This is a genomic window from Amycolatopsis sp. NPDC004772 (assembly GCF_053601215.1).
Window position 1 is genome coordinate 22997 of sequence record NZ_JBSGBK010000017.1, and the last position, 16852, is coordinate 39848.

The 16852-nt window shown below is 72.0% G+C and carries 16 protein-coding genes; 5 read left to right on the plus strand and 11 right to left on the minus strand.

The genetic code is table 11. The features are described 5' to 3' along the window. Positions 1-93 precede the first annotated feature (93 nt). The 6 genes from ACWEF6_RS13670 to nadD all read right to left on the minus strand — a co-directional run bounded on the left by ACWEF6_RS13670 (position 94) and on the right by nadD (position 4174). Complete coding sequence (locus ACWEF6_RS13670) at positions 94-819, minus strand: helix-hairpin-helix domain-containing protein (protein ID WP_449683208.1); 726 nt, start codon at positions 817-819, stop codon at positions 94-96. Between the two features lie 112 nt (positions 820-931). Beyond that, positions 932-1801: a DegV family protein gene (locus tag ACWEF6_RS13675; protein WP_449683209.1), complete on the minus strand. Its 870-nt coding sequence runs from the start codon at positions 1799-1801 to the stop codon at positions 932-934. 4 nt (positions 1802-1805) lie between these two features. Beyond that, entirely contained in the window at positions 1806-2534 is a 729-nt protein-coding gene (gene octT, locus ACWEF6_RS13680; RefSeq protein ID WP_310972348.1) for a diglucosylglycerate octanoyltransferase, read from the minus strand. 3 nt (positions 2535-2537) lie between these two features. Beyond that, positions 2538-3152 (minus strand): histidine phosphatase family protein, encoded by a 615-nt coding sequence (locus ACWEF6_RS13685; RefSeq protein ID WP_449683210.1) that lies wholly within the window; start codon positions 3150-3152, stop codon positions 2538-2540. Further along, positions 3149-3544: a ribosome silencing factor gene (gene rsfS, locus ACWEF6_RS13690; RefSeq protein ID WP_003067112.1), complete on the minus strand. Its 396-nt coding sequence runs from the start codon at positions 3542-3544 to the stop codon at positions 3149-3151. Before rsfS ends, ACWEF6_RS13685 begins: the two co-directional genes overlap by 4 nt. Positions 3545-3604: 60 nt before the next feature. Then, entirely contained in the window at positions 3605-4174 is a 570-nt protein-coding gene (gene nadD, locus ACWEF6_RS13695) for a nicotinate-nucleotide adenylyltransferase (RefSeq protein WP_242547171.1), read from the minus strand. 197 nt (positions 4175-4371) lie between these two features. Between nadD and ACWEF6_RS13700 the strand changes: the two genes are divergently transcribed. From ACWEF6_RS13700 to ACWEF6_RS13720, 5 genes are all read left to right on the plus strand, one after another. Beyond that, positions 4372-6483: a RecQ family ATP-dependent DNA helicase gene (locus ACWEF6_RS13700; RefSeq protein WP_449683211.1), complete on the plus strand. Its 2112-nt coding sequence runs from the start codon at positions 4372-4374 to the stop codon at positions 6481-6483. A gap of 85 nt (positions 6484-6568) precedes the next feature. After that, the gene (locus tag ACWEF6_RS13705) at positions 6569-7855 is read left to right on the plus strand and encodes an MFS transporter (protein ID WP_449683212.1); all 1287 of its coding nucleotides are present in this window, start codon (positions 6569-6571) and stop codon (positions 7853-7855) included. 70 nt (positions 7856-7925) lie between these two features. Then, positions 7926-9650, plus strand: coding sequence for an arginine--tRNA ligase (gene argS / locus ACWEF6_RS13710; RefSeq protein WP_449683213.1), 1725 nt, complete (start codon positions 7926-7928; stop codon positions 9648-9650). 12 nt (positions 9651-9662) lie between these two features. After that, entirely contained in the window at positions 9663-10049 is a 387-nt protein-coding gene (locus ACWEF6_RS13715; protein WP_449683214.1) for a PPOX class F420-dependent oxidoreductase, read from the plus strand. Beyond that, positions 10046-10330 (plus strand): putative quinol monooxygenase, encoded by a 285-nt coding sequence (locus tag ACWEF6_RS13720; protein ID WP_449683215.1) that lies wholly within the window; start codon positions 10046-10048, stop codon positions 10328-10330. Before ACWEF6_RS13715 ends, ACWEF6_RS13720 begins: the two co-directional genes overlap by 4 nt. 4 nt (positions 10331-10334) lie before the next feature. Here the strand turns inward: ACWEF6_RS13720 and proB are convergent, their stop codons facing one another. The 5 genes from proB to ACWEF6_RS13745 form a co-directional block, all read right to left on the minus strand. Beyond that, positions 10335-11444 carry a glutamate 5-kinase gene (gene proB / locus ACWEF6_RS13725; RefSeq protein ID WP_449683216.1) on the minus strand — a complete coding sequence of 370 codons (1110 nt, stop codon included), beginning with the start codon at positions 11442-11444 and terminating at the stop codon, positions 10335-10337. Continuing rightward, positions 11441-12898 carry a GTPase ObgE gene (gene obgE, locus ACWEF6_RS13730; protein ID WP_449683217.1) on the minus strand — a complete coding sequence of 486 codons (1458 nt, stop codon included), beginning with the start codon at positions 12896-12898 and terminating at the stop codon, positions 11441-11443. Before obgE ends, proB begins: the two co-directional genes overlap by 4 nt. A gap of 107 nt (positions 12899-13005) precedes the next feature. Beyond that, positions 13006-13263, minus strand: a complete 258-nt coding sequence (rpmA, locus tag ACWEF6_RS13735; protein ID WP_086846674.1) for a 50S ribosomal protein L27 — start codon at positions 13261-13263, stop codon at positions 13006-13008. Between the two features lie 38 nt (positions 13264-13301). Beyond that, a complete protein-coding gene (rplU, locus tag ACWEF6_RS13740; RefSeq protein ID WP_086678418.1) occupies positions 13302-13616 on the minus strand; it encodes a 50S ribosomal protein L21 in 315 nt (104 codons plus the stop codon). Between the two features lie 165 nt (positions 13617-13781). Beyond that, the gene (locus ACWEF6_RS13745; RefSeq protein WP_449683218.1) at positions 13782-16703 is read right to left on the minus strand and encodes a translation initiation factor IF-2 N-terminal domain-containing protein; all 2922 of its coding nucleotides are present in this window, start codon (positions 16701-16703) and stop codon (positions 13782-13784) included. Positions 16704-16852: the final 149 nt, after the last annotated feature.

Genomic DNA, 16852 nt, shown 5'->3' on the forward strand with positions numbered 1-16852 from the left:
CGACGGGCGCGACGGGCACGGCAGGCACAGCGGGCACAGCGGGCGCGACGGGCGCGACGGGCGCGACGGGCACGCCAGGCACGGAGAAGGTGGTCATCCGACCGTCACCTGGTCTCGCAGGCGGGCGAACTTGCTTTCTCCGATGCCGTCGACGTCCCTCAGCTGCTCCACCTTTGTGAAGCCGCCGTGGTCTGTGCGCCACTGGACGATGCGCGTGGCCATTACCTCGCCTACTCCCGGGAGGGTGTCCAGCTGGGCGGCCGAGGCTGTGTTGAGGTCGACCTTTGCGCCGGGTGCAGGGGAGCCCGGGTTCAGGTCCGGGGGTGGTGGGGGTGCCGGGATGCCGACCGCCAGCTGCTCGCCGTCCGCTACCTTGCGGGCGAGGTTCAAGGTGGCCATGTCCGCTCCCGGCTCGGGGCCGCCGGCTGCGCGCAGGACGTCCGCCACGCGGGCGCCCTGGGGCACCGTGACCAAGCCCGGGGACCGGACGCGGCCGATCACGCTGATCACCAGGCCCGGCGGGGGTGCCGCGCGCACCTCTGCCGCCGGTTTTGCGGTGGGCAGTGCGGGCGGGGGCTCCGGCGGTGGACCGCCGCCCGCCAGCGCGACCGCGCCCAGGATGATCGCCACCACTGCGGCGAGGACGCCGGCCAGTGCCCACCGGCGGCGGCCGGCCGCGGCCGGTCCGCCCGGCAGCCAGCGCCGGATCAGCCGGCCGCCCGGGCCGACCGTGCTCGCGTCGGGCGAGAGCTGGTCGGCCAGCCAGGAGAGCCGGTCGTTGACGGGTGAGCCCGGATCCCGGGCGGACTGCTCGAACACACGATCGACGTTAGGGGGCGTGGGGAGGGGTGTGACAGGGGTGGTGGCGCTTCCTGTGGACAACCGGGGTGTTGTGGATGGATTGCCGGTGGCGCGCCCGCGACCTGGGGTTTCAGTCCTGCCCGGGTGTGGTGTGCGGGACCGTCCGCTGGACGACCACCCCCAGCACGCCGGGACCCGTGTGCGCCCCGATCACCGCGCCCAGCTCGGAAACCACGCACCCCGCCGAGCGCGGCACCGCCACTTCGAGCCGGTTCGCCAGCTCGACCGCCCGCTCCGGCGAGGCCAGGTGGTGGACCGCCAGCTCGACGTCGTCCTCGGCCGCCGCCTGGGCCGCCAGCTCGACCAGGCGCGCCACCGCCCGGTTCATCGTGCGGACCTTCTCCAGCGGCAGGATCCGGCCCTCGGACATGTGCAGCACCGGTTTCACCGCCAGCGCCGTGCCCAGCAGCGCCGCCGCCGGGCCGATCCGGCCGCCGCGGCGCAGGTGGTCCAAGGTCTCCACGACGAACAACGTCGACGAGCAGCCGGCCGCCGTCACCGCGGCGGCTTCGACGGCGGCCGCCGTAGCTCCCTCGGCGGCGGCCGCAGCGGCGTGCAGGGCGGCGAACCCGAGCCCCATCGCCGTGGTCCGCGAGTCGACGACGCGGACCCGGTCCGGCCCCACCTCCTGCGCCGCCAGCACCGCCGCTTCCCAGGTGCCCGACAGCTCGCGCGAGAGGTGCACCGACACGATCGCGTCCGCGCCGTCGGCGAAGGCGGCCTGGTACTCCTTGACGAATTCGGTGGGCGTCGGCCGCGACGTCGTGACGATCTTCCGCTGCTTCATCGCCTCCGCGACCGCCGCCGGCCCGGTCTCGACGCCGTCGAGGGACACCACGCCGTCGACCAGGACGTGCAGGGGCACCACCCGGACCGCGTGCCGTTCGGCGAAGCCCTCCGGCAGGTGGGCGGTGGAATCCGTGACTACGGCGACCGACACGCCGTCAGCCTACGTGGCCGGGGGCCAGCACCGGCGCCAGCAACACGGACATCGCGTCGCCCACCGCGGCGTGCCCCTTCCAGCCCCAGTGCATGCCGTCCGGATTGCCTTCGCCGCCGAGCACGTGCTCCCCCACCACGGCTTCGAGGTCCAGCAGCGGAACTCCGGCCCGAGCACCCCAGGCCGCCATGGCCGCCGCCGCGGCCGGGCGCGCCGTGTGCACGCCGCCGTAGGCCGCGGCGCGGTGGACCGACGGCAGCCATCCGAAGATCGGCAGCTCCGGCCGCAGGACGCGCAGCGCGCCCACGGCGGTGTCGAGGTACTGCACGGTGAGCTTGGCCGGCAGCACCGCGGGCCGGCCGCGCAGCGCCACCGCCAGCCGCGGTTGCGCCGCGAGATAGGCCTTCCGCACGACGCGCCGCACCGGGTCGGGCCGCAGGTAGCGCAGGCCGGTGCGCAGGTAGGTCGGCAACGGCGAGGGCAGCGTGTCCATGCTGCCGATCGCGAGCACGACCGCGTCGACGTGGTGCAGGTCGGCCCACACGCGCGGGTCGCCGGTCAGCGACCACCAGGCGTCCCGGGCGTTCCAGCCGATGCCCGCGACCAGGTCGGCGGTGCCACCGAGAGCAGCGGCCGCGACGTTGGGCCACAGCCGCGGCTCGTCGGCGGCGCAGGGTCCTTCGGGACCGTGAAAGCTCAGCGAATCGCCGAACACCAACAGGCGCGGCCCCATCGGCTAGCCGTGCATCCCCGCGTTGTAGGCGTGCAGCCGCCACTTCCCGTCGCGGCGCCCCAGCTCGACCCAGTGGCAGTTCGAGATGCCACCGAGCGACGGCCAGGTGCCGACCGGCAGGTCCAGCAGCCGCGCGGTCAGCGCGATGATCAGCCCGCCGTGCGCGGCCAGCAGCACGGTTTCGCCCACCACGGAATTGGCCTGCTGCAGGTCCGTGACGACCTCGACGGCGCGCTCGGCGACGTCGACCCGGCTCTCGCCGCCCGGCGGGGCCCAGGTCGCGTCGGTGCGCCAGTGGTCGCGTTCACCGGGGTAGGCCTTGTCGACCTCCTCGCCGGTGAGCCCCTGCCATTCGCCCAGGTGCGTCTCGCGCAGCCGCTTGTCGATCCGCAGGGGGACGCCGATGGCGTCGGTGAGCACGGTGGCGGTGTCGGTGGCCCGGCGCAGGTCGGAGGCGATGACGAGGTCCGGGGAGAAGCGGGCCAGTGCGGGCACCGCGAACCGGGCCTGGTTCCAGCCGCGCGGGGTCAGCGCCGAGTCGAGGTGACCCTGCATCCGCCCGGCGGCGTTGTAGTCCGTCTCGCCGTGCCGCCAGAGCACCAGCCGCCGCGGGCTCACGGGACGTCCGGGTCCTCGTCGGCGGGTGGCTCCTCCAGGCCGGCCACCTCGATGCGCGGGCAGTCCTTCCACAGCCGCTCGAGGCCGTAGAACGTGCGCTCTTCGACGTGCTGGACGTGCACGACGACGTCGACGTAGTCGAGCAGGACCCAGCGCCCTTCGCGGGCGCCTTCGCGGCGGACCGGCTTGTGGCCGCTCTCCCGCAGTTTCTCCTCGACGTTGTCGACGATCGCGCCGACCAGGCGCTCGTTGGACGCGGAGGCGATGACGAAGGCGTCGGTGATGACGAGCTGTTCGGACACGTCCAGCACGACGACGTCGCTGGCCTTCTTGTCCGCCGCCGCGTGGGCGGCCGCTACGGCCAGCTCTCGAGCCTCGGACGTGGCTGCCACAGTGCTCCTTTTCCGGATCGGGTTCGCCCGAGAAGGGTACCCGCAGGCACCGGCAGTGGTTCAGTCGCTCTTCCGGTAAAGGTCCTTTTTGGCGATGTAGCGGACGACGCCGTCGGGCACGAGGTACCAGACCGGCTCCCCGCGCTCGACCCGATCGCGGCAGCCGGTGGACGAAATGGCCATCGCGGTGACCTCGACGAGGCTCACCTTGCCGCTGGGCAGGTGGTGGGAGTTGAGCCGGTAGCCGGGCCGCGTGACGCCGATGAAGTGCGCGAAGTCGAACAGCTCGTCGGCCTTGTGCCAGGTCAGGATCTGCTCGAGCGCGTCGGCGCCGGTGATGAAGAAGAGCTCGTCTTCGGGGTATTCGGCGTGCAGGTCGCGCAGGGTGTCGACGGTGTAGGTCGGGCCGCCGCGGTCGATGTCGACGCGGCTGACGGAGAAGACCGGGTTGGACGCGGTCGCGATCACCGTCATCAGGTAGCGGTCCTCGGCCTTGGTCACCTCGCGCGCGGTCTTCTGCCACGGCTGACCGGTGGGGACGAAGATCACCTCGTCGAGCCCGAACCGGGACTGGACCTCGCTGGCCGCGACGAGGTGGCCGTGGTGCACGGGGTCGAAGGTGCCGCCCATGACCCCGATCCGCCGTGGTGACATGACCGGAGAGCCTATAAGGCCGGACGCCGGGAAGCCGGGTGCTCTTCGCCACCCCGCCCGACCGGGCAATGCATGTGATTCAGGTCACATTACGGCCCGTATCGGTCGCAAACTCTCCGTTCGCGGCGCCGCCGATTCCCGTTCTGTCGGTGTCATGGGGTAGACGTGGGGACGTGGACACGACCAGCACCACCTCAGCCCTCCGCGACCGCGCCGAGACCCTCCTCCGGGCACTGGCCGGCGATGCGGCGAAGCTGCGCGAAGACCAATGGACGGCCATCGAGGCCTTGGTCGCGCAGCGGCGCCGCGCGCTGGTCGTGCAGCGCACCGGGTGGGGCAAGTCGGCGGTGTACTTCCTGGCCACGGCCCTGCTGCGCGAGCAGGGCAGCGGGCCGACGGTGATCGTCTCGCCGCTGCTGGCGCTGATGCGCAACCAGATCTCGGCGGCGGCGCGCGCCGGAATCCACGCGGCGACGATGAACTCCGCGAACCCCCAGGAATGGGACCAGGTCCAGGCGTCGGTCGCGGCCGGCGAGGTGGACGTCCTGCTGGTCAGCCCCGAACGGCTGAACAACCCGGACTTCCGCGACAACGTGCTGCCGAAGCTGACCGCGAGCACGGGCCTGCTGGTGGTCGACGAAGCGCACTGCATTTCGGACTGGGGCCACGACTTCCGGCCGGACTACCGGCGGCTGCGCACGCTGCTCGGTGATCTCCCGGAAGGCGTGCCGGTGCTGGCGACGACGGCGACCGCGAACGACCGCGTGGTCACCGACGTCGCCGAGCAGCTGGGCCTCGGTACGGGCGCGGACACGCTGGTGCTGCGCGGCAGCCTCGACCGGGAAAGCCTGCGGCTGTCGGTGTGCCGGCTGCCGACGTCGCAGGCGCGGCTGGCCTGGCTCGCCGAGCACCTGGCCGAACTGCCCGGGTCCGGGATCATCTACACGCTCACCGTGGCGGCGGCGCACGACGTGGCGTCGCTGCTGAAGGACCGCGGCTACCCGGTGGCGGCCTACACCGGCAAGACCGACCCGGCCGACCGGCAGGCCGCCGAGGACGACCTGCTCGGCAACCGCGTCAAGGCCCTGGTCGCGACGTCCGCGCTGGGCATGGGGTTCGACAAGCCGGACCTCGGGTTCGTCGTGCACCTCGGCGCCCCGTCGTCGCCGATCGCCTACTACCAGCAGGTCGGCCGCGCCGGGCGTGGCGTGGAGCGGGCCGAGGTCGTGCTGCTGCCCGGCGAGGAGGACAAGGCGATCTGGGCGTACTTCGGATCGCTGGCCTTCCCGGACGAGCTGCGGGTGACCCAGGTGCTGAACACCCTCTCCTACGCCGACCGTCCACTGTCGACGGCCGCGCTCGAGCCGTCGGTCGAGCTTTCCCGGTCCCGGCTGGAAATGGTGCTCAAGGTCCTGGACGTCGACGGCGCGGTCCGGCGCGTCAAGGGCGGCTGGACGAGCACGGGCGAGGACTGGCAGTACGACCGCGGGCGGTACCGGCGGGTCGCGGAGGCGCGCGACCGCGAACAGGAGGCGATGCTCGGTTACCTCGCGACCGGCGGCTGCCGGATGGAGTACCTGCGCCGCCAGCTGGACGACCCCGAGGCGGTTCCGTGCGGGCGGTGCGACAACTGCACCGGGCAGCACTGGGACACGGCGGTGGCGGACGAGGTCGTCGATGCGACCCGGGAGCGGTTGCAACGCCCGGGTGTCGAGGTCGCGCCACGGAAGCAGTGGCCCACCGGCATGTCCTCTTTGGACGTACCGGTGTCCGGGCGGATCTCGGCCGACGACCAGGCCGAGCCCGGGCAGGTGCTCGGGCGGCTCACCGACGTCGGCTGGGGCAACCGGCTGCGGGAGCTCGTCGGGCCGCAGGCGGTGGACGCCGAGGTCCCGGACTCGGTGTTCCAGGCCTGCGTCCAGGTGCTCGCCGGCTGGCAGTGGGCGCAACGGCCGGTGGCGGTGGTGGCGGTGCCGTCGTCGACCCGGCCGCAGCTGGTGTACAGCCTGGCGACCCGGCTGGCCGAGATCGGCAGGCTGGAGTTCGTCGGAGCGCTCGACGCGGACGGCCCGCCACCGCGTCAGGCGAACAGCGCGCAGAGGCTGGCCGACCTGTGGCAACGGCTGAGCATGCCGGCCGACCTGGCGGCGACGCTGCCGTCCGGGCCGGTGCTGCTGGTGGACGACGTCATCGACACCGGCTGGACGATGACGCTGGCCGCGCGGCTGCTGCGGCGGGCCGGGGCGCCCGCGGTGCTCCCGTTCGCGCTGGCCAGCACGGCTTAGGAGAAGGGAGAGCGGTTGGAACCTTTCGCACTGCGAACGGATGTGGCAAAGTCCCGTTCCACCTTCGGGTGACGTGGAGGCCGCCATGACCGAATCCGCCGTCGAGGTGGCGCAGCGCCACCGGCTGCCGGTGCGCAAGCTGTTCGCCGCGAGCGCCGGGAACGCGCTGGAGTGGTTCGACTGGACGATCTACGCGACGTTCAGCATCTACTTCGCCAGTGCCTTCTTCCCGGCCGGGAACGACACGCTGGCCCTGATCAACACCTTCGCGACCTACGCGCTGGCGTTCTTCTTCCGCCCGCTCGGCGGTGTGCTGCTCGGGCGGTTCGCCGACACCCGCGGGCGGAAACCGGCCATGATCCTCACCATCCTGCTCATGGCGGGCGGGTCGGTGGCGATCGGGTTGCTGCCGACGTTCACGCAGGTGGGCTGGCTCGCGCCGATCCTGCTGCTGCTCGCGCGCGTCGCCCAGGGGCTGTCGCTCGGCGGTGAGGTGTCGAACGCGTCGGCCTACCTGGGTGAGATCGCGCCCCCGGAGCGTCGCGGCCGGTACTCGGCGTTCTTCTACATCTCGACCGGCTCGGCGGTGCTCGTCGCGACCGTGCTCGGCTTCGTGCTGGCCCGGGCGCTGGACAAGGAGCAGCTCGCGTCGTGGGGCTGGCGGCTGCCGTTCCTGCTGGGCGGCGTCTTCGGCCTGGTCGGGCTGTGGCTGCGCCGCAGCCTGGCGGAAACCGAGCTGTTCGAGCAGACCAAGACCAAGGCGCGCAAGATCGAGCGGCCGCTGCTGACGACGCTGACCCACCACCCCAAGGCGGTCGGCAGGCTCGTCGGCTTCACGATGCTGTCGACCCTCTGCTACTACACGTTCTTCAGCGCGCTCACGTCGTTCGCCGTGAAGAACCGGCACGCCGACGCCGACACCGTGTTCCTCGCCCTGTCCGTCGGCACGGCGTTGTTCATCGCGCTGCAGTACCCGCTCGGGGCGTTGTCGGACCGGTTCGGCCGGAAGCCGCAGCTGCTCGTCTGGTCCGGGGCGACCGCGGTCGCCGTGGTGCCGCTGTCCACTTTGATCGGTCCGGGGGCCGGCGGGCTGCTCGTGGTGTTCTGTGTCGGGCTCGGGCTGTACACGGCGATGACGTCGATCGCGCCGGCCATCATGAGCGAGCTGTTCCCCACCGAACTGCGCGGGCTCGGCATCGGGGCCTGGTACAACCTGACCGTCGCGATCTTCGGCGGCACCGCTCCCCTGCTCATCACCCTGTTCGGCACGGTGTCGCAGACGCTCTACTTCTGGTACGTCGCCGTGGGCGCCGCGATCGCCTTCGCGGTCATCCTCACGCTCCCCGAGACCAAGGGCAGCGAGCTGCGGTAAACCCTTCGGCATCGGCCGGTCACGCTCGCTAGGGTGCGGGTTTCCGTGACCGAGCCGAAGGAGGGACACCGTGCAGCAGACCGCCGACGTTACCGAGGAGCTGGCGCGCCGCGTGGTGACCGCCGCCGGCTGGGCACTCGACGTCGAACTGACGCCGGAGCAGGCGCTGGTCCAGGCGTCGCCACGTGACGGCGTCGACTTCCAGGCCAACCTCGCGATGAGCCTGGGCAAGCGGCTCGGCCGCCCGCCGCGCGAGGTCGCCGGGCTCATCGCCGGAGCGCTGGAACTCGACGGGATCGCCGATTCGCCGGAAGTCGCCGGGCCGGGGTTCCTGAACTTCGTGCTGCGCACGGAATGGCTCGAGGCGACGGCCGGCGCGTTGCTCGGCGATCCGCGTCTCGGCGTGCCGGAAACGCCGGCGCCGCGGCGGATCGCGCTCGACTACAGCAGCCCGAACGTCGCCAAGGAGATGCACGTCGGGCATCTGCGCTCGTCCGTGATCGGCGACGCGCTCGCCCGTCTGCTGCGGTTCGCCGGGCACGAAGTGCTGCCGCACAACCACCTCGGCGACTGGGGCACGCCGTTCGGCATGCTCATCGAGCACCTCCTCGACGTCTCCGCCGGGCAACGCGCGATCGCCGACCTCGACGCCTTCTACCGCGAAGCGCGCCGGAAATTCGACAGCGACGAAGCGTTCGCGACGCGGGCGCGCACCAGGGTCGTCAAGCTGCAGAGCGGCGACGAAGACACTCTCGCCGTCTGGCAGGAGCTCGTCGACGAGTCGACCCGGCACTTTGACGAGGTCTACGCCCTGCTCGGCATTTCCCTGACCGACAGGGACATCTACGGCGAGAGTTTCTACAACCACTACCTCGCCGCGGTCGTCGACGACCTCGAGGCAGCCGGGCTGACGGAAGTCAGCGACGGCGCGATCTGCGCGTTCCCCGAAGGGTTCCGCAACCGCGAAGGCGACCGGCTGCCCCTGATCGTCCGCAAGCGCGACGGTGGCTACGGGTACGCCGCCACGGACCTGGCGACCGTCCGGTACTGGACGGCCGAGCGTGGCGCCACCGATCTGCTCTACGTCGTCGGGACGCCGCAGGCGCAGCACTTCGCGATGCTGTTCGCCACCTGCCGCGCGGCGGGCTGGCTGACCGGGCACGCCGAGCACATCGGCTTCGGCACCGTGTTGGGCGCGGACGGCAAGGCCATGCGGACCCGGGCCGGCGAGACCGTCAGGCTGGCCGACCTGCTCACCGAAGCCGTGACGCAGGCCGCGGCGGTCGTTGCCGAACGCAGTGAGCTCGACGCCGCAGGCCAGGCCGAAGTCGCGCGGGCGGTGGGCATCGGCGCGGTGAAGTACGCGGACCTGTCCGGCGACCGCGAGCGCGACTATGTCTTCGCCTGGGATCGGATGCTGGCCAAGGAGGGCAACACGTCGGTGTACCTCCAGTACGCGCACGCGCGGACGCAGTCGATCCTCCAGAAGGCGGGCGGCCTGCCCGGCGGGACCGGGATCGAGCTCGAAGCACCGGCGGAGCGGGCGTTGGCACTGAAGCTGCTCAGGTTCGGCGAAGCACTGAAGGCAGCGACAAGCGCCTACGCGCCGCACAAGCTCTGTACGTACCTGTACGAGACGGCGGTTGCCTTCTCGCGGTTCTTCGAAGAATGTCCGGTCCTGAAGGCGCCCTCGCCGTCGCTGCGCGCGTCACGGCTGAGGTTGACTACGCTGACGTCGAACACGCTCGCGCTCGGGCTTTCCCTGCTCGGGATCGAAGCGCCCGACCAGCTCTAGCGGGAGACCACTGTGGAACTGCCCGGCGACCTGCTCTCGCTGCTGCGCGAGCCCAGCCTCTGCTTCCTGTCGACGGTGATGCCGGACGGCTCGCCGCAGCTCACCCAGACCTGGGTGGACACCGACGGCACGCACATCCTCGTCAACACCGTGCTGGGCCACCAGAAGCAGCGCAACATCGCGCGCGACCCGCGGGTGGCGCTGAACGTCGCCGACCGTGAACGGCCGTCGCGCTACTACGCGATCCGCGGGCGCGTCCTGGACATGACCGAGGACGGCGCCGTCGAGCACATCGAGGAGCTTGCGCAGCGTTACCTCGGCGGCCCGTACCCGTGGTGGGGCGGGCGCGACCAGACGCGGCTGCTCCTCACGATCAAAGCGGACCGGATCACGTCGTGATCATCGTCGCCGGCTGGCTCGCCGTGGCTCCCGAAGACCGGGCCGCCTACCTGGACAGCTGCGCCGAAGCCGTCCGGCTCGCGCGGGAGGCGCCCGGTTGCCTGGAGTACGCGCTGGGCGCCGACCTGCTCGACGCCGGCCGGATCACGGTGTACGAGCGCTGGGAATCCGACGCGGACCTCGAGCGCTTCCGCGGCTCCGGGCCGTCGGACGAGCAGACGGCGCAAATCCTCGACGCGTCGGTGGCGCGCTACCGGATTTCCGCGGTCGAGGCACCCTGAGCAGCTACCGGCGCAGCGGGACCAGGTCGTCGGCGTGGACGACCTCTCGCCGCTGCTCCTCCGGCAGCTCCGGGGTCGACCGGCCGATCAGCTCCGGGAGTTCCGTCGCGTCGAAGGCGACCACTCCGCGGGCCACCGGGCGGTCCTTCGCGTCGACCAGGTCGACCACGTCGCCGGCCTGGAATTCGCCGTCCACGCCCGTGATGCCCGCCGCCAGCAGCGACCGGCGGCGGCGGACGACCGCCGTCACCGCGCCGTCGTCGAGGCGGAGCTTGCCCGTCGTGTCCGCCGCGTAGCCCAGCCAGAAGCGGCGGGCCGACAGGCGGGTGTCCGCCGGGGCGAACGCCGTGCCCGGGGACGCCGACGTCAACGCCGCCGAGGCCTCCGAAGCCGCCGCCAGCAGGACCGGGATGCCCGCTCCCGCCGCCGTCCGGGCCGCCGCGAGCTTGGACACCATGCCGCCCGTTCCCAGGCCCGAGCTGGACATGCCGACCGAGATTCCGTCCACATCGGACTCCGAGAGGACCTCGGTCAGCTTGCGGGTCGCGCCGCCGCGGGGATCTCCGTCGTACAGGCCGTCCACATCGGACAGCAGGATCAGCGCGTCGGCACCGATCAGGTGAGCCACCAGGGCCGCCAGACGGTCGTTGTCGCCGAAGCGGATTTCCTCGGTGGCCACCGTGTCGTTCTCGTTGACCACCGGGACCGCGCCCAACGCCAGCAGCCGCGAGAACGTGCGCTGCGCGTTGCGGTAGTGCGAACGGCGGACGACGTCGTCGGAGGTCAGCAGCACCTGGCCGACCGTCAGCGAGTACCGGCCGAACGACTCGGCGTACGCGTGCGCCAGCTGCAGCTGCCCCACGCTCGCCGCCGCCTGCTGCGTGGCAAGGTCACGCGGCCGCTTGCCCAGGGAAAGCGGGGCGAGGCCGGCGCCGATCGCGCCCGAGGACACCAAGACGATCTGCGCGTCCCGGGACACGCGCTCGGCGATCGCGTCGACCAGCGCGTCCAGCCGGGCCACGTCGAGCCCGCTGCCGGCCGTCGTCAACGCCGACGAGCCGACCTTGACGACCAGGCGCCGCGCCGCAGCGATGGCCTCCCGAGTGCCGCTCACGCGTCGAAGTCCAACTCGTCCTCGTCCGAGTCCGAGCCCGACCGCCGCACCCGGCGGGCTTCCTTGCGCTCGGCCGCGCCGACGCGGTCGGTGCGCTCCAGCCGGACGTCGGTGCCGCGCCCGGACAGGTGGACCGCCACCGAAGGCGTCGACGGCTCCCACTCGAACTGGACGTCACCGATCGTGACCGGGCTCCCCGGCCGCGCGCCGAGCTTGGCCAGCTCGTCCTCGACGCCGAGGCGGTTGAGCCGGTCGGCGAGGTAGCCGACGGCCTCGTCGTTGCCGAAGTCGGTCTGGCGGATCCACCGCTCCGGACGCGCGCCGCGGATGACGAACGCGCCCTCTTCCTCCGGGTCGACCTCGACGGTGAAGCCGGAGTCGTCGACGGCGAGCGGCCGCAGGACGATCTTCTCCGGCTCCAGCACCGGCTGCGCCTCGCGGTACTTCTCGACGATGGCGGCCAAGGCGAACGTCAGTTCGCGCAAGCCCTTGCGCGAGGCTGTCGAGACCTCGAACACCTGGAGACCGCGGGCTTCGAGGTCCGGGCGCACGAACTCGGCGAGCTCGGCCGCCTCCGGGACGTCGATCTTGTTCAGGACGACCACGCGCGGACGTTCTTCGAGCTTCCCGCCGAGGCTCGGCGTGTACTTGGCGAGCTCCGCCTCCAGCGCGTCCACATCGGACAGCGGGTCACGGCCCGGCTCGAGGGTCGCGCAGTCGACGACGTGCACCAGCACCGCGCAGCGCTCGATGTGGCGGAGGAAGTCCAGGCCCAGGCCCTTGCCCTCGGACGCGCCGGGGATGAGGCCGGGCACGTCGGCCATCGTGAACACCGTGTCGCCACCGGTGATGACGCCGAGGTTCGGGACCAGCGTCGTGAACGGGTAGTCGGCGATCTTCGGCTTGGCCGCGGACAGCACCGAGATCAGCGACGACTTGCCGGCGGACGGGAACCCGAGCAGGCCGACGTCGGCGACCGAACGCAGCTCCAGCGTCAGGCTGCGGGCCTCACCCGGCTCGCCCAGCAGGGCGAACCCGGGGGCCTTGCGGGCCTTCGACGCGAGGGCCGCGTTGCCGAGCCCGCCGCGGCCGCCCTGGGCGGCGACGAACGTGGTGCCCGGGCCGATCAGGTCGGCGACCATCTCGCCGTCTTCGGTGAACACGACGGTGCCGGACGGCACCTTCATCACCAGCGTCTCCCCCGCCGCGCCGGCGCGGTTGCTGCCCTGGCCCATCTTGCCGTTGCCGGCCTTGGCGTGCGGGCGGAAGTGGAAGTCGAGCAGGGTGTGCACGTTGGGGTCGACGACCAGCAGGACGTCGCCGCCGTTGCCGCCGTTGCCGCCGTCGGGGCCGCCGAGGGGCTTGAACTTCTCGCGGTGCACCGAGGCACAGCCGTTGCCCCCGTCACCGGCGGTCAGGTGGATGACCGCGCGGTCCACGAACCGGGACGCCATGACTCTGCCTCACTTCACTCGCCGAAAAGGGTCTGCACAAAACAAACGAGGGGTGGCACCGGATATTCCGGCCCCACCCCTCGTCAGAGGTCTAGACAGAAGCCGAATCAGGCTTCCGACGGCACGATGTTGACCGTCTTGCGGCCACGCTTCTCGCCGAACTGGACCGCGCCGGCGGCCAGGGCGAACAGCGTGTCGTCGCCGCCACGGCCGACGTTCACGCCGGGGTGGAACTTGGTGCCGCGCTGGCGGATGAGGATCTCGCCCGCGTTGACTTCCTGGCCGCCGAAGCGCTTGACGCCGAGGCGCTGCGCGTTCGAGTCACGACCGTTGCGGGAGCTGGATGCACCCTTCTTGTGAGCCATAGCTCAGTCCTCTTTCTTGCGAAGATCCGGAGACGGTCTTACAGGGAGATGGCGGTGACCTCGACGCGGGTCAGCTTCTGCCGGTGACCCTGGCGCTTGTGGTAGCCCGTCTTGTTCTTGAACTTGTGGATCCGGATCTTCGGACCCTTGGTCTGCTCGACGACCTTGCCGGTGACCGAGACCTTCGCCAGCGCGTCGGCGTCCGTGGTGACCTCGCCACCGTCGACGTACAAAACGGCGGGGAGGATGTGCTCGGTGCCCGGCTCGCCCTCGAGCTTCTCGACCTCGACGACGTCGCCGACGGCCACCTTGTACTGCTTGCCGCCGGTCTTGACGATCGCGTACGCCGACACGGAAGTCTCCTGCATTACTCGACAATGGGTGGGGGCTCCGCGCGATCGGCCCACCTGATGGAACGGCGGTCCTGGACTCGCGCAGGCGACCTGCTCTGGTGGCAGGCCGTACTACAGGTTACGTGGGGTGCCCCGGTGCGTTACCACCGGGGTCCCCCTAGTTGTTCACTTGCTCTGGTCGGAGGCGTGCACCGGCGGGCCCGCCGGCCGCGACGCCGCCCGGCGCGGACGGCGCCGGGTGGAGCGCACGGCCGGTTCGGGCACGCTGACGTCGGCGACCGGCTCCTCGGCCGGCTCCGGCGCCGAAGACCGCTCGACCTCGGGTTCCTGCTCCTGCGGCACCGGGACCTCGTCGGCCTCGGTGGTCACCGGGGTGCCGGCGACCTCCTGGGCGGGCTCGGCGGGCGGCTCGGCCGCCACCGGCGTCTCGTCGGCCTCCGTGGTCGCCGGGACGTCCGCGACCTCCCTGGCCGGCTCCGGGGCGGGCCCGTTGCCGTTCAGCGCGCCGTGGTCGTGCTCCTTGGCGGCCTTCGACGCGTTCGCCATCGCCGCCACCGCGGACGCGATCGACTCGCGCTGCTCCGGCGTCGGGACGGCATGGACCTCGGCCTTGGCGGCTTCGGCCTGCTCCTTGGCGGCCTCCTCGCCCTTGCCGCGGCCCCGCGACCGGCGGGAGCTCTTCTCCCCGCCACCGTTGCCGCCGCCGTTGCCGTTGCCGCCGCCGTGGGACTGCGAGGAGCCGCCGCTCGTGCGCTGCACCTCGGTCGAGACGAGCACGCCCCGGCCCTTGCAGTGCTCGCACGGCGTCGAGAACGCCTCCAGCAGGCCGGTGCCGATCTTCTTGCGGGTCATCTGGACCAGGCCGAGCGAGGTGACCTCGGCGACCTGGTGGCGCGTGCGGTCGCGGCCGAGGCACTCAGTGAGGCGGCGCAGCACCAGCTCGCGGTTGGACTCGAGCACCATGTCGATGAAGTCGATGACGATGATGCCGCCGATGTCCCGCAGCCGGAGCTGGCGGACGATCTCCTCCGCCGACTCCAGGTTGTTGCGGGTCACCGTCTCCTCGAGGTTGCCACCCGAACCGGTGAACTTGCCGGTGTTGACGTCGATCACGGTCATCGCCTCGGTGCGGTCGATGACCAGGTAACCGCCGCTCGGCAGCCAGACCTTGCGGTCGAGCGCCTTGGTGATCTGCTCGTCGATCCGGTGGTCGGCGAACGCGTCGCCGGTGCCGGTGTAGCGCTTGAGGCGCTCGGTGAGCTCCGGGGCGACGTGGCTGACGTAGCCGTTGATCGTCTCCCAGGACCGGTTGCCCTGGATCTCCAGCTTGGTGAAGTCCTCGGTGAAGAGGTCACGCACGACCTTGACCAGCAGGTCCGGCTCTTCGTAGAGCATGGTCGGCGCGCCGCCCTTCTTGCCGGAACCGGCGGCGGCCTTCTCCTTGATGACGTCCCACTGCGCCTTCAGGCGGTCGACGTCGCGGCCCAGCTCCTCCTCGCCGATGCCCTCGGAGGCGGTGCGGATGATGACGCCCGCGTCCTCCGGGACGATCCGCTTGAGGATGTCCTTGAGCCGGCGGCGCTCGTTCTCCGGCAGCTTGCGGGAGATACCGGTGGCGCCGCCCGCGGGGACGTACACCAGGAAGCGGCCGGGCAGCGAGATCTGCGTGGTCAGCCGGGCGCCCTTGTGCCCGACCGGGTCCTTGGTCACCTGGACCAGCACCGAGTCGCCGGTGGAGAGCGCCTGCTCGATCTTGCGGGCCTTGCCCTCCAGGCCGGCGGCGTCCCAGTCGACCTCGCCGGCGTAGAGCACGGCGTTGCGGCCGCGGCCGATGTCGATGAACGCGGCTTCCATGCTCGGCAGCACGTTCTGGACGCGGCCGAGGTAGACGTTGCCGACGATCGAGCCGGAGCCCGACTGCGTCACGAAGTGCTCGACGAGGACGCCGTCCTCGAGGACCGCGATCTGGGTGGAGTCGCCGTGCTCGGCGACGACCATCGTGCGCTCGACCGACTCCCGGCGGGCCAGGAACTCGGCCTCGGACAGGATCGGGGCGCGGCGGCGGCCCGCCTCGCGGCCGTCGCGGCGGCGCTGGCGCTTGGCTTCCAGCCGGGTCGACCCGCGGACGCTGCGCACCTCGTCGCGCGCCGGGCGCTCGGGCTGCTCGGCCTTCGCCTGCCGGACGTGGGTGACGGTGTTGGGCGGGTCGTCGGTGCTCTCGGCGGCGTCTTCGCCGTCCGAGCCCTTGCGGCGACGACGGCGACGACGACGGCGGCTGCCGCCTTCACCCTCGTCCGCGTCGCTCTCGGCGTCCGCGGACGACTCCGCGGCGTCCTCGGCCTCTTCGGTGTCCGCTTCGGGCTTTTCGTCGCCGTTGCGAGGCTTGCGGCGCGGCTGCTCCTCGGCCTGGTCGTCCTCGGTTTCGGCGGTCTCGTCGCCGCCCTCGGCGCCCTTGCCACGGCCACGGCCGCGACGGCCCCGGCGGCGGCGACGGCGGCTGCCGGCGTCGTCGCCGTCCTCATCGGCACCGGTGTCGGTGCCCGGCGTGGTGTCTTCGGTCTCTTCCTCGGCGACCTCGGGCTCGGGGCGCGACGGCGGCTCCGCGAACGGGTCGGCCGGCTTGCGGGCCGGCTTGGCGGCGGGCTCGGCCGGCTCCGGCGGCAGGAAGACCGGCGACGGCGCGGCGAACACCGGCAGGTGCGCGCGGGTCTTCTGGCGCGGCCGCGGCTTCTCGGCCTCGGCGACCGGCACCTCGGGCACCGGCGGGCGGGCCTCGGCGGGCTGGGCCGGCGCGACGGGCTCGGCCGCTGTGTCTTCCGTCTCACCGGTCTTGCCGGTCTCGCCGGTCTCTCCGGGCGCGAAGGCCTCGGCCACCTTGAGCGCCACTTCCCTGGTCACGCTCGACTGCGCGCTGCGCACGCTTTCGCCCAGCTCGGCGAGCTTCGCGAGGACGTCCCGGCTGTGCGACTCGAGCAGCTTGGCCAGCGCGTGCACCCGGATCCGGGCGGGCAGGTCGGCCAGCGGGCCGGCCGCGGGTGTGGCGGGATTCCCGCCGGTGTGCTCGGCGGGTGTTTCCGCGTTCGACATGTGTCTCCTCCGCCCCCGGGCGCGTCTGCCGGTTCGCACCGGCAGGGACGCGGCCGCGCAGGGGCCCCTTTCTGATCGTTGCCGCCGTGGTGGTCACCAGCGGCGGGAATCCTTGCCCGACAACCAGGCGCCGCACCACCGCTTCCGGT